The sequence below is a fragment of the Hyphomicrobium sp. genome, from assembly GCF_041659645.1.
GTDB lineage: Bacteria > Pseudomonadota > Alphaproteobacteria > Rhizobiales > Hyphomicrobiaceae > Hyphomicrobium_B.
Map to the genome: position 1 here is coordinate 633,865 of NZ_JBAZXX010000004.1, position 14,690 is coordinate 648,554.

General features: G+C 60.4%; 13 protein-coding genes. 10 read left to right on the forward strand and 3 right to left on the reverse strand.

The features are described 5' to 3' along the window. The first annotated feature begins 37 nt into the window (after nucleotides 1–37). From WC811_RS17485 to WC811_RS17500, 4 genes are all read left to right on the forward strand, one after another. Complete coding sequence (locus WC811_RS17485; protein WP_372646618.1) at nucleotides 38–766, forward strand: hypothetical protein; 729 nt, start codon at nucleotides 38–40, stop codon at nucleotides 764–766. A 17-nt stretch (nucleotides 767–783) separates the two neighbouring features. Continuing rightward, nucleotides 784–1,140 carry a hypothetical protein gene (locus WC811_RS17490; protein ID WP_372646620.1) on the forward strand — a complete coding sequence of 119 codons (357 nt, stop codon included), beginning with the start codon at nucleotides 784–786 and terminating at the stop codon, nucleotides 1,138–1,140. Between the two features lie 144 nt (nucleotides 1,141–1,284). Then, a complete protein-coding gene (locus tag WC811_RS17495; protein WP_372646622.1) occupies nucleotides 1,285–2,055 on the forward strand; it encodes a glycosyltransferase family 25 protein in 771 nt (256 codons plus the stop codon). Nucleotides 2,056–2,196: 141 nt separating this feature from the next. Next, nucleotides 2,197–2,739: a hypothetical protein gene (locus WC811_RS17500; RefSeq protein WP_372646623.1), complete on the forward strand. Its 543-nt coding sequence runs from the start codon at nucleotides 2,197–2,199 to the stop codon at nucleotides 2,737–2,739. 127 nt (nucleotides 2,740–2,866) lie between these two features. Here WC811_RS17500 and WC811_RS17505 read toward each other — a convergent pair whose 3' ends face one another. Further along, nucleotides 2,867–4,396 (reverse strand): leucyl aminopeptidase, encoded by a 1,530-nt coding sequence (locus tag WC811_RS17505; protein WP_372646624.1) that lies wholly within the window; start codon nucleotides 4,394–4,396, stop codon nucleotides 2,867–2,869. 394 nt (nucleotides 4,397–4,790) lie between these two features. Between WC811_RS17505 and lptF the strand changes: the two genes are divergently transcribed. The 6 genes from lptF (at nucleotide 4,791) to rsmA (ending at nucleotide 13,032) form a co-directional block, all read left to right on the forward strand. After that, nucleotides 4,791–5,981 (forward strand): LPS export ABC transporter permease LptF, encoded by a 1,191-nt coding sequence (gene lptF / locus WC811_RS17510; RefSeq protein WP_372646625.1) that lies wholly within the window; start codon nucleotides 4,791–4,793, stop codon nucleotides 5,979–5,981. Next, nucleotides 5,978–7,072, forward strand: a complete 1,095-nt coding sequence (lptG, locus tag WC811_RS17515) for an LPS export ABC transporter permease LptG (protein ID WP_372646627.1) — start codon at nucleotides 5,978–5,980, stop codon at nucleotides 7,070–7,072. The genes lptF and lptG overlap by 4 nt, the downstream gene beginning before the upstream one ends. Before the next feature lie 3 nt (nucleotides 7,073–7,075). Continuing rightward, nucleotides 7,076–9,619, forward strand: a complete 2,544-nt coding sequence (locus tag WC811_RS17520; protein ID WP_372646628.1) for an LPS-assembly protein LptD — start codon at nucleotides 7,076–7,078, stop codon at nucleotides 9,617–9,619. A 170-nt stretch (nucleotides 9,620–9,789) separates the two neighbouring features. Continuing rightward, nucleotides 9,790–11,130 (forward strand): peptidylprolyl isomerase, encoded by a 1,341-nt coding sequence (locus tag WC811_RS17525; protein ID WP_372646630.1) that lies wholly within the window; start codon nucleotides 9,790–9,792, stop codon nucleotides 11,128–11,130. Beyond that, a complete protein-coding gene (gene pdxA / locus WC811_RS17530; RefSeq protein ID WP_372646631.1) occupies nucleotides 11,114–12,163 on the forward strand; it encodes a 4-hydroxythreonine-4-phosphate dehydrogenase PdxA in 1,050 nt (349 codons plus the stop codon). The genes WC811_RS17525 and pdxA overlap by 17 nt, the downstream gene beginning before the upstream one ends. Next, nucleotides 12,160–13,032: a 16S rRNA (adenine(1518)-N(6)/adenine(1519)-N(6))-dimethyltransferase RsmA gene (gene rsmA, locus WC811_RS17535; RefSeq protein WP_372646632.1), complete on the forward strand. Its 873-nt coding sequence runs from the start codon at nucleotides 12,160–12,162 to the stop codon at nucleotides 13,030–13,032. Before pdxA ends, rsmA begins: the two co-directional genes overlap by 4 nt. Here the strand turns inward: rsmA and gmk are convergent. Both gmk and WC811_RS17545 read right to left on the reverse strand, forming a co-directional pair. After that, entirely contained in the window at nucleotides 13,029–13,706 is a 678-nt protein-coding gene (gene gmk, locus WC811_RS17540; RefSeq protein WP_372646633.1) for a guanylate kinase, read from the reverse strand. The genes rsmA and gmk overlap by 4 nt on opposite strands. Before the next feature lies 1 nt (nucleotide 13,707). Then, the gene (locus tag WC811_RS17545) at nucleotides 13,708–14,598 is read right to left on the reverse strand and encodes a YicC/YloC family endoribonuclease (RefSeq protein WP_372646634.1); all 891 of its coding nucleotides are present in this window, start codon (nucleotides 14,596–14,598) and stop codon (nucleotides 13,708–13,710) included. Between the last annotated feature and the right edge of the window lie 92 nt (nucleotides 14,599–14,690).

Genomic DNA, 14,690 nt, shown 5'->3' on the forward strand with positions numbered 1-14,690 from the left:
CTCTGCTAGTCTTCGCAGTCGGGGCAATGGGGCGGCCATGCACATACTTTTCAATGGCCTGATGATGGTGCTGGAGCTTGCGGCGGTCTGCGCCGTGGCCTGGGCGGGATTTACGGCGCCATTGATCTTTGCAGCCGGTACGGCGCTTCTGGCCTTGGCGGTCGGCGCCGCACTGGAAATCGCGCGGCTCAAATACGAATTCCCATTCTACTTCGATCGCGTGCCGGGCCGGTCGATCATTCTCATCGTCGCCGTGGGAACGCTTGAAGCTGTGACCAAAGCCGTCCTCGCCGGCGTCGTCGGTCTGCTGACCTTCCTCGGCACCGACCAGCAGCGCCTGACGTTCGTCGCCATCATCTTCGCGTTTTCGCTCTTTCTCGGAGTGCAGGTCGTCCGCTTCCTGATGGATAAGCTTAAAGCGCGTCCCTTGCGCTGGGGCTATTTTCGCCTCGCAGCGCCGCTCGGCCTCTTGTTCTCTGCTGGCCTCACGTTCCTCCCGGCGCCTGGCATCACCGAACTTGCAAAGCGAGCAGCTTTCGATCTTCCGACGAAGCCGACCATGGAGCAGGCGAGCGAGTTTCTGTTCCTCCTGAAACAGAGCTTCGACGAAATTGTTGTCAGAATGCTCTCATGGGTGTTTGATCCGGCGTTGGCTCAGGCGATCGGCGCGGTGGTGTCGGTCAACATGCTGTCCGGCTTCGTATTGGCGCTTTACGCCGTACTCATTGCCGAGGGCATTAGAACACTCGAACGGCGCGAGCCTTAAATCGCGAGAGGCGTGCCATGCCGCTCCAAATTGCGCACCGGACATTGATGCTGCCGGAGGCGATCGTCATCGAGAGTTTACTGACCGCACACGGGATTCCCTTCGTGGCGGCCGGTAAGGATATCATCTTCCAATGCCCGCACTTCGCGTTCCTGTATGGCGGGGTCGCATTCCTCGTTGAAGAAAGCGATATCGAGGCCGCTCGCCAAATCATCGCCAGCGGCGAAGCCGTTCCCGGCTACGAAACGATCGAAAGCGGCAGCTTCGAGGAGCGTCCGGTGCGCAACGCCGTGCTCGCGTTCCTGATTCTGATCATGGGTGCGCCAATCCCATTTTGGTATCGAAAACAGGGATTGCAGCGCAGCATCGGTTAACTGCAACGTCGAAACGAGTGGCTTCACTCCCACATGAAGTGGGGAAAAGCGAAAACAAAGGGGCAAACGCGTATTCATTGGGCTTTTGCCAAAATATATTGAGGAAGCATACGTTATGCGGCCAGCAACGGATTGAAACGGACATTGCTCCCGATATTCCTCATCAATCTCGACAGATCGCCGGACCGGCTGGCCTCCATGCAGGCACAGGCCGACGCCCTTGGATTTTCATTCGAACGCATCTCTGCCGTCGATGGGCGTAAAATACCGGCATGGTTGAACTCGGAATTTTCTAACAGCGCCCGCATGAGCGATGGAGCCGTCGGTTGCTACGCAAGCCATCTGCTCGCGGCGCACACGATCGTGGGTCGACAGTTGCCATACGCTCTCGTCATGGAGGACGACGCCCAGTTGTCTCCCGATTTTCTCAGTGTGGCCGAGCGCGCCGTATCATGTGCGCCGCTAGGCTGGGACTATTTGCACATAAGCTCTCGCTTCAAGAAGACCGTGATAAAGGTCGCAGACATCGACGCACATCACGCGCTTGTCCGCTATGTTTTGCCGCCGTGCGGAACCGCCGGTTACGTCCTTTCCAACAGTGGCGCGAGGAAATGGCTGGCGCCGATGGATCGCGTGCGTCCCAACGATTTGGACAATCGTTTTGCTTGGCAGCAGCGCCTGAAGATCTACGGCGTCTATCCAGCCATCGTTTCGCAAAACCTCGAACGGCCATCGACGATTGGCCGGGCGAAAATCCGGCCTCATTGGGAACCGTCCGCAGTTGAGCAGCTCCGTGGTTTGCTTTGGACCGTCCGAGAGATCGGGCTCGGCAATTATCTCTCGGCCAAGGCGAGAGACGCCGCGAACTCCATGCGCAAGCGAATGGGCCGAGCCGCGCGGATCGACGTCATCTAAAATTGATATTGATAAGCTTGTTGAGCGGCTTCCACAGGGAAGGGGGATCGCACCAGGATATGATTCCTTTGGGGGCGAGCGATGCCAGCATGTTTCAAATTCGACGTCGTGATCAGTCTCGGACCGGACTGTTTGCCGGCCATGCAGACTTTTCATTATTTTGGCCGGCGGCGACGTCCCACAACAGCTTTTAGCTATCAGACTACACCGCCCAGCGCCGTCATCGCATATCTGCGGCATGACTTCAGGGGCATGATGGAGCTGCCCGATCTGCGGCTGGAAAACGACGCGATCGTATCGAACGTCCGCCACGGCACGCGACACCCGCATGAGTTTAAGAACGGTCTATCGTCATATGCCGAGGCGAAATCGCGGCATGATTATCTGACCGACCGGATGAGGCGCATTTTCTCCAGCCGCGAGCGCATCCTCTTCGTCACGAGAAACTCGGATGAATCCACACTTCGCGAATTGCGTGGAGGCCTCAAAACCTACAATCCCTCGCTGCGGTTTCGTATTTTTAATGTCGCTTGCGACGCCCCAGTGAGCGCATGGGAAAAATCCGTACCCCACTGGCAGGCGGCGCTCGCGGAAGCCGACGCGGGCGAGAGCCGCACCTTGAGCGGCTTGCTCCGCGATCAATCTCAAAGGTTCGTGCGCCATCTGCGCGAGAAAAGCTTCTAGCCCCACGATGATATCGTAGATTCGCATAATATGTATTATGGAAACTAGATACTAAAACCACCATTGTATCAAAATGATACGATGTGCCGAGCCAACCCGATAATCTGGATTGGCTCGGATGGCCTGATTACTTCTCGCCCTTTTCGTGATGCTCGGCGATGAACGCGTTCAGCAGCCGCACACCCCAACCAGAGCCCCAGCTCTGATTGATGTCGTTGCGGTTGCCGTCCATCGCCGTACCGGCCAAGTCGATATGGCTCCAGGGCGTATCCTTTTGAACGAAGCGCTGCACGAACGCAGCCGCTGTCGCGGAGCCTGCCCAGCGTCCGCCGGCATTCTTCATGTCGGCGTTCTTGGAATCCATCATCTTGTCGAACGCCTTGTCGAGCGGCATCCGCCACAGCTTTTCGCCCGTCGAACGCGACGCTGAGAGAAGCTCATCCGCGAGCTTGTCCTCGTTCGAGAACAGTCCCGCGTACTCCTTGCCGAGAGCCACCATGATTGCGCCGGTCAGCGTCGCGAGGTCGATGACCAGCTTCGGCTTGAACTGCTCCTGCGCGTACCAGAGGACGTCGGCGAGCACGAGCCGCCCTTCGGCGTCGGTGTTGATGACCTCGATCGTCTGCCCGGACATCGACTTGACGATATCGCCTGGACGGACGGCATTGCCCGACGGCATGTTCTCGACGCAACCGACGAGGCCGACCACGTTGACGTTGGCCTTGCGCTCGGCAAGCGCGTGCATCGTTCCGATGACGGCGGCCGCACCGCCCATATCGCCCTTCATGTCTTCCATGCCGGCAGCCGGCTTGATCGAGATACCGCCGGTATCGAACACGACACCCTTGCCGACGAGGCAGATCGGCTTCTGCTTCTTGGCGCCCTTGGCGCCGTTCCACACCATGACGGCCAGCCGCGACGGACGAACGCTTCCCTGGCCAACGCAAAGAAGCGAGCCCATGCCGAGCTTCTCCATGTCCTTGACGTCGAGAATTTCAACGGAAACGCCGAGCTTTTCGAGCGATTTCGTCTTTTCCGCCAGTTCCACGGGACCAAGGATGTTGGCGGGTTCGTTGACGAGTTCACGCGCCAGGTTGACGCCATTGGCGACGGCCTTCAGCGGCTGAAATGCTGCCTTGGCCTTATCCGGATGCGGCACCTGAATGACGAGCTTCTTGAGGCCGTCCTTGTCCGCCGCGTCCTCGGAGGACTTCTTCGTCAGATACTTTTTGAAGTTGTAATGGCGGAGCATGGCGCCTTGCGCGATCAACGCCGCGATCTCATCGGCGGAAAGAGCTTCCGTGCCGTCGACATCGACAATAATGCTCGCCGCGCTCGACTTGCGAGCCTGGATCGCACCGACGATCGCGCCGCCCAGATCGACCGCCTGTTGCTCCGTCAGCGCCCCGATCTTGCCTATGCCGCTGACGATGAGGCGCTCGATACCGATTTTTGCGGGCGCGAGAATTTCGATAGAAGACTTGTATTTGCCCTTGAAGTCAGCGGCGGCGGCGGCCTTACTGATGGCGCTTGCCGATTTCGTTTCTAATTCGCGAGCCTTCGCACCGAGGACCAATCCGTCGCCCGCAAATACAACGGTTGCCGTCTCAGGTTCGGCGTTGAGCGGCGAGAATGTGATTTCGAGGCGATCGGACATTTTCAAGACGACTCCAGGTTAAGATAAGATCCCGCTCTGGGATGGGGAGAAAATTGCGGTGCCGAGACGCGATTCAAGACGCGGTGGCGGATCCACGTTGCGACCGGCGGGTCTGCTCAAGGCAGGCGGGCAGGATCGCATCGCCGGGCGCACAACTTAGTCGTTCGCAAAGGCGTGGCAAGCGAACCCTTGCACGCGGGCATTCGCCTAAGACCTTCAAACGGCCTAACTATCTGCGACACAAGTATGATTTTCGTAATATACCACATGGCGGGACAACACTGAACAGCCGAAATTCCGCCATTGTGCTATGGGACCCCGATGCAATCATCGCGAAAGCCGGCGATGATTTGGGGGGCTTCGGTCGCGTGACCGAGGCGGGGACGGCGGTAGCATGCGAATTTTCTCAAGGTATGTGTTTCGGCAGGCGGCGAGTTCGTTCCTGCTCATTCTCATATCGCTGACGGGTATCGTCTGGATCGCGCTGGCACTCCGCCAGTTCAATGTCGTGACCAGCCAGGGTCAGGACACCTGGATGCTCATCCGCGTGACGTCGCTCGCCGTACCGAACCTCATGGCGATCATCGCGCCGTTTTCACTCCTCATCGGTGCGCTCCACACCCTCAATCGCTTGAACACCGACAGCGAGTTGATCGTGCTCTCGGCTGCAGGCTCGACGGTGTGGACGGTCGCCCGCCCCCTCCTCCTCCTGGCGCTTTTCGTCAGTATTTTTTTGGCGTTGGTAAGTCATATCGCGCAGCCATGGAGTATGCGCTTGCTGCGCGACTACATGGTACAGGTCCGTAGCGATCTCCTAACGCAAGTCATTCAGCCCGGTCGCTTTTCGAGTCCCGAGCAGGATCTGATGTTTCATATCCGCGACCGTTCCGCCGACGGCGAGCTCCTGGGCCTCGTCATGCACGATACGCGCGACAAGTCGCAATCGCAGACCTACCTCGCCGAGCACGGCACCATCGTGAAGCAGGACGGCACGGCCTACCTCGCCATGTCGACCGGTCACATCATTCGCCGCTCGGATGCCGACGGGCCGCCCCAAATCATCGCCTTCGACAAATACGTCGTCGATCTCGATCAGTTCGAACCGCAAAACGACGGCTCGGGAGAATTAAAGCCCCGCGAGCGCTATTGGAGCGAACTCGTGCATCCCGACCCGAAGAGCAAACTCTATACGAGCGCGGCGGGCCAGTTCCGCGCCGAAATCCACGAGCGCCTCGTCAGCCCTCTCTACCCAATCGCGTTTGCATTCCTGATCATCGCGTTCGTCGGCCAGGCGCGCTCGACGCGATCGAGCCGAATGCAAAGTCTCGTGCTGACGTTCCTGTTGGGGGCGGCCTGCCGAATGGCGGGCTTGGCCTTGAACAGCGCGGTGGCCCGTAATCCCACGATGTTGTTCGCCCTTTACGGCGTCCCGATCGCCGCGATCATTGTATCGTTGATCGTCATCAAGAGGGCCGACAGGCAGAGGCCCCCATCGCGCGTTCTCAAGATGCTGTCCGACCGGGTCCTGGAACTCGTTGCAGCCGGCCGCCGCCTGATCATGCCGCGCCGAAAGTTGGTGTCATGAGGAGTTCGTTCACCCTCGGGCGCTACATCGCCAAGCTTTTTTTCGTCGCCATCATCTCGACGCTCGCCGTCTGCGCGATGCTGATCTTCATGATCGACTTCGTCGAGTTGTTGCGCCAATCGAGCAAGTACGGCAGCGTTCCGGTGTCGACGCTCGTCTTCATCGCAATGTTGCGGCTCGGCGCGTACGTTGAGTTCCTGCTCGGATTTGCCGTTCTCGTCGGCGCGCTGAGCGCCCTCCTCTACCTCAACCGCAAAAGCGAACTGGCGGTCATGCGCGCGGGCGGCATGTCCGTCTGGCAGTTCCTCGCGCCCGGACTAGTGGTAGGGCTCGCGATCGGGTTGATTGGCGTAACCGTCTACAACCCGCTGGCCTCCAAAGGCCGGGCGAAGTCGGAGCTGGTCTTCGCCAAGGCCTTCGGAAACGACAATAACCTGCTCCGCGCCCAAGGCGGCGGCTCATGGATCAGGCAGAACGGCGTCGACGGGGAATCGGTCCTCGGAGCCGCGGCCGCGTCCAACCGGGGGTTGACCCTGACGGGCGTGATGATCCTGGCTTATGACCGCCAGGGGCATTTCGCGGAGCGCGTTGACGCCGGTCAGGCGCAGCTCAAAGACGGCTATTGGGACCTGAAAGACGCTTGGGTTTCCCGCCTCGGCCAGCAGCCCGAAAAATTCAATTCCTACCTTGTATCGACCTACCTCACGCCCGACCGTGTCCAGGAGGCTCTCGGCACCGTGTTCTCGGTCTCGTTCTGGGATCTTCCAGAACTCATCGATGCAGCTGATAAAGCGAAGCTTTCGACCGAAAGGTTGCGTGTTCAATATCAGTCTCTTCTGGTCCGCCCCCTCCTCTGTCTGGCCATGGTCCTTTTGGCGGCAACTGTGTCATTGCGGTCATTCCGCTCCGGAGGCATCCAGACTATGGTTACGACAGGGATGATCGGTGGGGTTGGTTTCTTCTTGTTCTCGGAAATTGCGAGGCAAATTGGGATCGCGGGGCTTGCGCCGGCGTGGGTCGCCGCGTGGGTTCCTGTTGTCTTGGTTCTAATCATCTCAACCACGGTGCTGTTGCACCAGGAGGACGGCTGAGTGATGCGTGAAGCGCAGACACCGCATGACGGTTGCGGGTCGTCTCGCGAGGCATCTCGCCACCGGAAGGTGGACGGGGTTGCTCGCGCGCTTCTGTGCGTCCTGATGTTTGTCAGCTTTGCCGTCGCATGGAGCCCTCGCGCTTCGGCCCAAGGCTACAGCGCGTCGACCAGCGATCCCGGCGGCAGCGTCAGTGGCACGACGAAGTCCAAAAAGAACGCCTCTTCGTTCGGCGCCGCGAATGCGCCCAGCGCCGTATTCGGCAAGATCAACACGAATCTCGACCGCGCCCAGCCCATGCGCTTGCAGGGCGATCAGCTCATCTACGACAAGTCCGGCGATCGGGTTATTTCTCGCGGCAACGTCGAGATTTTCTATAACAACTTCATCCTGACAGCCGACGAAGTCGTTTACGACCAGGGCTCCGGAACGCTGACCGCCATCGGCAACGTCACGCTGAAAGAGCCCCAGGGCAACATCGTCCACGCCGACCGCTACACCCTGACCGACGACTTCCGCGACGGCTTCGTTTCGGCGTTGTCGATCACTTCGAAGGACAAGTCCCACATCTCGGCGGATAGCGCGACGAGACGTGAGGGTAACGTCACCGAATTCCACAATGGCCGATTCACGCCGTGCCAAAGCGATGGGGGCACTCCGCCGCTTTGGTGCATCAGCGCGACGCGTATCATCCACGATCAGTCGGCCGCGACCCTCACCTACCAGGACGCGTACTTCGAGATCTACGGCCAGCCGATCTTCTATCTTCCCTATTTCCAGAGCCCCGACCCGACCGTGAAGCGGAAGTCGGGCTTCCTCACGGCTGACTATGGCCACTCGTCAACGCTCGGCTACATCACGGGCATCCCCTACTTCTTCAACTTGGCGCCGAACTACGACGCCACGATCGAGCCAATCTACTTCAGCGATCAGGGCTTGATGTTGAAGGGTGAATGGCGGCAGCGGCTCGCCAACGGCGAGTACAACGTCCGTCTTGCCGGTATCGATCAAAACTCGAATGACTTGCCGGGCGGTAACGCCTCGAACAACTTCAATCAAGACCTGGACGGCCTCCGCGGCAGCGTCGAGACGCACGGCCGCTTCTCGTTGTCGAGCTGGTGGCAGTTCGGCTGGGATGCGATCGTCGAAAGCGACGACCAGTTCCGTCGCTTCTATAAGCTCGACAGCATCCTCGTCACCGATCGCGTCAACCAAGTCTATTTGACCGGTCAATCGGACCGGAACTATTTCAGCGCCAAACTCTATCAGTTCGGCGGATTGCTGACGAACGACACGCCGCAGACCGAGAGCTACACGCATCCGATCATCGACTATAACTACGTTTTCAAAGACCCTGTTCTCGGCGGCGAGCTGAAGTGGAACACCAATGTTCTGAGCTTCACACGCGCCGACGGTTCCGTCGTGGATCCGCAGACCGGCCGTGACGCGGACCAGAACGTCAACCGCATCGTCACCGAACTCAAATGGCGCCGCCGCCTGACGGACGCTATCGGCATCAGCTATACCCCATTCGCTGATATCCGTGGCGACGTCTATCAGTATGACAACGCCACCAATCCCGAAACCGTACAAGTGACGGACGGGGTGATCACCAATCATGGAGAGGTCTTCTCTGACACCGTCACTCGCGGCATCGTGGATGGCGGCGCGACAGTGTCTTATCCGTGGGCCGCCACGAGCGCCGCCGGAACGCATATCATCGAGCCCATCGGCCAATTCGTTGCCCACCAGGAGAGCATTCCGCAGCGCGCTCTGCCTGACGAGGACGCGCAGAGCCTTGTGTTCGACGACACCAACCTGTTCTCGACATCGAAGTTCTCGGGCAACGACCGCATAGAGACGGGCACCCGCGTCAATGCCGGCTTGCAGTACACCTTCCAGTCAAACGACGGCGGCTATGCCCGCTTCCTCGCCGGCCAGAGCTATCACCTCTCGGGCGATAACATCTACCTGAACCCCGGCAGGAACGCCGACGGCAACTACGTCTTCAATCCCTACAACGGCCTCGAGACCGATCGTTCGGACTACGTGATCGGCGCGTACATTGCGCCACTCAGCAACTTCCGCATCATTTCCCAGAGCCGCTTCGACCAGTCCACGTTCGCCTTGAAGCGCCAGGACTCCTCGATGATCACGAGCTGGGGACCGTTGTCGGTTCAGGCCGGTTATTCCTATGACGCCGACGCCCTCTTCACCGATCCGGAAAACCCCGACACCATCGCGACGCTGTCGCGCGAGGAAGAAGTTTTGGCTGCCGCGACCCTGCAGCTAACCAACCGCTGGAGCATCGGCGGTTCGTCTCGCTATAACCTGCAAGACGGCAACTTCCGCTACGACAGCGTTAACCTAAAGTATGTCGACGACTGCTTCGCTCTGACCGCGTCTTATATCCAGTCGAACTACTCGGATGAATCGATCGAACCCGATCAGACGGTCATGCTCCGCTTCGAATTCAAACATCTCGGCGACTTCGCGACCTCGACTGGAACCGATTTCAACCTGGGCGGCGACCAGCGCACGAACTGACGCTCGCAAGGCGTTGACCAAGCTCGGCTCGGCACCATTGGTAGCGGGCGCTTGAAAACTGCTCTAAAACCGGATTTTAGCCATTCTTCATGTGGATAAGGCCACTTCGCGGAGGCTGGCCGCAGTATCGTGAATCTGCGTCGAATCGGATCTATGGGTGTCGTGAGCGCATGCCGTCTGCACGGAGCATTATCGCCAGAGTTCAAATTTTCGCCGGGCGGTGCGCGCTCGCGGGCGTAGCCTGTTCTGTATTTTCACTCGCGGTCGCGGCTCAGGGCGGAACAGTTGCCGTCACTGGAGACGGAACGTCGGCGGCAGTATCGAAGAAGCCGGACATCGGCGAAGCCATCCCCGACGATGCGCCAAAGGGAAAGAACCAGAAGCGAAAGAAAGGCCTCGGCTCCGATTCCGCAAAGTCCGAAGCCGCCGGCCCCGATGCGTCCGGTCCGGTGACGAGCGAACAGCGCTCCATCGCGGCCCTGGTGAATGACGAACCCATTACCGGTTACGAAATCGACCAGCGGGCCATGATGCTCAGCGGCACCAATGTCCAAAGCCAGGCCAAAGCCAATTTCCAAGCCATCATTAAAAACCCGAAGACGTCGGAACGGCTGAAGCAGATCCTCCAGGACACAGCCCGCACCAACCAAGGAAAATCCCGCGACGAAATCATAGCGATCTTCGAGCGGCGCAAGAAAGAATTCGGCATGAGCCTGCAGCGCCAGGCTTTCGAAAGCGCGCGCGCATCCACGCTGCCCGCAATGAAGAAGCAGGCTCTGGAAGAACTGATCGACGACCGTCTCAAAACGCAGGAAGCGAAACGGCAAACGGTGACAATCGAAGACGCTGAACTTGATCGCGTCATCAAAGGCATCGCCGAACGCAATAAGATGACGATGGATCAATTCAAGCAGCAGATCGGCGGCAGTCTCGAACCGATCAAAAACCGTATTCGCGCCACGCTGGCTTGGAACGAAGTTGTGCGCAAGAAATTCGCGCCGTTGATCAACGTCACCAACCGAGATGTCGATAAGCTGGTCGCCACATCGTCGATCAGCGGCGAAGAAGACGTCGAGTTGCAGCTCCAGCGCGTGCGCATCACGATGCCCGCGAAAATCGAAGAACATGGCATCGCCGCCCGCATTCAGGACGCCGACAAGATCCGTCAAAAGTTCACGGGCTGCCAATCGACCTCGACGGCTGCCTTGGGCGTCGCGGGCGCGCGCTTCGAAGACCTCGGAAAGCAGCGGCCGTCGGCTATTCCTGAGCCGACCCGCACTCTGGTCGTCAATGCCGCCAACGGCGAGATGCTGCCCCCGACCGTCAACGACGGCGCGATCGAATTGTGGGTGGTCTGCGGCCGCGAAGCGATCAAAGCGTCGACCGACAAACGCAATCAGGCCGAAGGCGAACTCAAGCAGAAAGAGTTTGAGCTTATGGCCAAGCGTTACCTCAAGGATCTCCGCGAGGACGCGCATATCGAGTACCGGATAAATGTCGGCTCCAAATAAGGAGCCGCGCGCGCCCCTGGCCCTGACGATGGGCGACCCCGCGGGCATCGGCCCCGAACTGGCTCTTCGCGCCTGGCAAGACCGCGCCGTAGACTCCATCCCGAAGTTTGCGGTCTACGCCGACATCGAGTTGATGCGCGAACTCGCCCGCGCCGCGGCTCTCGACCCCGCGACCGCGATCGTGCCGGTGGCGAACGCAGCAGCCGCCAGTCTCGTCTTCGACGACGCCCTGCCGGTCGTCCCCGTTCCCCTCGCCGTGCCCGCGATCTCCGGCTCTCCTGACGTCGCCAACGGAGCGGCGACAATTCTTTCGATCAGGCATGCCGTTGCCGATGTCGCGGCCGGTCATGCTTCGGCCGTCGTTACCAACCCAATCGCGAAATCCATTCTCTACGACGCCGGCTTCGAGCATCCGGGACATACCGAGTATCTGGGCGTCCTCGCCCAGCAGCACTGGCCATCCGAAGCCGCCGATCCTGTCATGATGATCGCCGCCGCGGTGCTTCGCGTCGTGCCCGTCACGATTCACGTTCCCCTCAAGGACGTTCCGTCGCTACTCACGACCGACAGAATCGTCAGATGCGCACGTATCGTCCACGCCGCGATGAAACGCGACTTCGGCGTCGCCGCGCCGCGCCTCGCCCTTGCCGGATTAAACCCGCACGCCGGAGAGCATGGCGCATTGGGATCGGAAGATCTTGCCATTGTGCACCCGGCCGTCGAGCTGTTGCGTTCCGAAGGCATCGACGCATCGGGTCCCTTTGCCGCCGACACCATGTTTCACGCCGCGGCCCGCAAAACCTATGACGTGGCCCTCGCGATGTACCACGATCAAGGGCTGATCCCGATCAAAACGCTGGCATTCGACGAAGGGGTGAACGTCACGCTTGGATTGCCGTTTGTACGCACCTCTCCCGACCACGGCACCGCCTTCGCCATCGCCGGTAAGGGCACCGCTTCGGCGTCGAGCCTCAAGGCGGCTCTGAAGCTCGCGGCCGACATGAGCATCCGCCGAATGGCGGCTTCCTCATGAGCTCCGCGCCCGGCCCCGACGGCCTTCCGCCGCTGCGCGATGTCATTGAGCGCTACGGCCTAAACGCCAAGAAGTCGCTCGGCCAAAATTTCCTCCTCGACCTTAATCTCACGCGCAAGATTGCGCGGCTCGCTGGAGATTTGAGCGAGCGAACGGTTGTAGAGATCGGACCCGGCCCCGGCGGTCTGACGCGAGCTCTTTTGATCGAAGGCGCAAAACGGGTCATCGCGATCGAGCGCGACGACCGCTGCCTGCCAGCGCTCGCAGATATTTCGGCGCGTTATCCGGGCCGGCTCGAAGTCCACGCGGACGACGCGCTCAAAGTTGATTGGCGGCATCTGCTGGGCGACACGGCCTCGGCTTCGCTGGTCGCCAATCTCCCGTATGGCGTCGCGTCGTTGCTGCTCGTGAATTGGCTCGAAACCGAACCATGGCCGCCGTGGTACGATCGCATGGTCCTGATGTTCCAGCGGGAGGTGGCCGAACGCATCGTCGCCGCGCCGAAATCGAAAGCCTACGGCCGCCTCTCGGTCCTGGCTCAGTGGCGCACCGAAGCGAGAATCGTGATGCAACTTCCGCCCGAAGCGTTCACGCCCGCGCCGAAGGTTTCGTCCGCCATCGTCGAATTTCGCCCCATCGCACAGCCACGGCCCTCGTGCCGAGTAAAGACGCTTGCGCGCGTTACTGCGGCGGCCTTCGGGCAGCGCCGCAAGATGCTGCGCTCGAGCCTGAAGCAGATTACCGCGTTTCCCGAGTTGCTGTTGCGGCGCGCCGATCTCGCCCCCGAGAAGCGGGCCGAAGATTTATCGGTGTCGGATTTTGCTCGGCTAGCCGTGATCATCGACGAAAGCGACGCCGCGATCGCTTAGAGCGCAGACTGCAGCGTGCGGACGAAGTCGGATAGTCCGAGCAACCGTCCGCGCTTTAGGCGCTCGGCCGACAGGATCGCTAGCGCCGACGCGACGCTCGTTTCGATGTGCGCATTGACGATGACATAATCGTATTCGGGCCAGTGGCTGATTTCCGCCGCCGCTGCCGCCATTCGTTTCGCAACGACATCCGCCGGATCTTGCGCTCGCGACTTCAGCCGGTCTTCGAGCACATGTCCCGAGGGCGGTAAGACGAAGACGCGCACGACATCATCCCGCATCTTTGCCGTCAACTGTTGCGCACCCTGCCAGTCGATATCGAACAGCACATCTCTGCCGCCGCCGATGGCCGCCTCGACCGGCGCTCGCGGCGTGCCGTAATAATTGTCGAACACCCGCGCCCATTCGAGCAGTTCGTCGCGCTCCTTCATGCGCTCGAATTCGCTGCGATCGACAAAATGATAGTCGATACCGTCCTGCTCGCCCGGCCGCCGCGCCCGCGTCGTGACGGAAACCGACATCTCAATGTTCCGGTCGGCGGCGAGCACGCGCCGCGCCAGCGTCGTCTTCCCCGCCCCCGATGGCGACGAGACGATGTAGAGCAATCCCCGGCGCGCGATCTGTGGCTCGGAAATGCTGCCCTCGTTTTGTCCGTCGTCCGCGTTCTTGCTCATGCTATTCGACGTTTTGCACTTGTTCGCGGAATTGGTCGATAATCGTCTTGAGCTGCAGCCCGAGCCGCGTGACGTCGACGGCATTGGCCTTCGAGCACAGCGTATTGGCTTCGCGATTGAATTCCTGCGCCATGAAATCGAGCTTGCGGCCGACGGCTGTGGTTTCGCCGAGAATGTCGCGAGTGCCGGAGACGTGCGCCGACAACCGCTGAAGCTCCTCTTCGACATCAGCACGTGTCGCGATCAGAATCGCTTCTTGGTGCAGCCGCTCCTTGTCGAGCGGCGCCGTCGTCTCGAACAGCCGCGTGATCGCATCGTTGAGGCGCGCGACGATCGCTTGCGGTGTCCGCGATGGTGAGGCGCGCACTTCCGCAGCCAACCGCTCGATCTGAACCAGCTGTTCGCTGACGATATCGGCAAGCCGCGTGCCCTCGGCGCGGCGCGCTTCGCCGAGTTTGTCGACCGCCGTTTCCAGGCTCTTTAAAATAGCTTTCTCTCGCAAAGCTCGCGCTTCGCTATTCTCCGGCATCTGATCGGCTGTTTCGAGAACGCCCTTGATCATGAGAAGTTGGGCGGCGTCGGGCTTCGCGGCGCCGGAAAGCTCGGAGACGCGTTGCGTCGCCTTGATCACGTCCGCGAGAACGGCCTCGTTCAAACGAACGGAACCGTTCGCCTGCTGCTTTTCGAGGCTCAGCGATATCGAGACGTTTCCGCGCGCAAGCCGCTTCGCAACGGCTTCCCGTACCGGAACCTCCAAGGCTTCGTAACCGGGCGGCAGACGCAGCCGCACATCCAGGCCCCGGCCGTTGACGCTCCGCGCTTCCCACGTCCAGGCGAGGCCGTCGTTCGCGCCATCGACACGGGCAAATCCCGTCATGCTGGAAATCGTCATATGGGAAGGTCTCGCAGGCCGGGTGGGTGATGTGGCGCGCAACTTAACGGGTCGGCTGGCATCCGCCAACCGTATCGTGCGGCCCGGCCCGG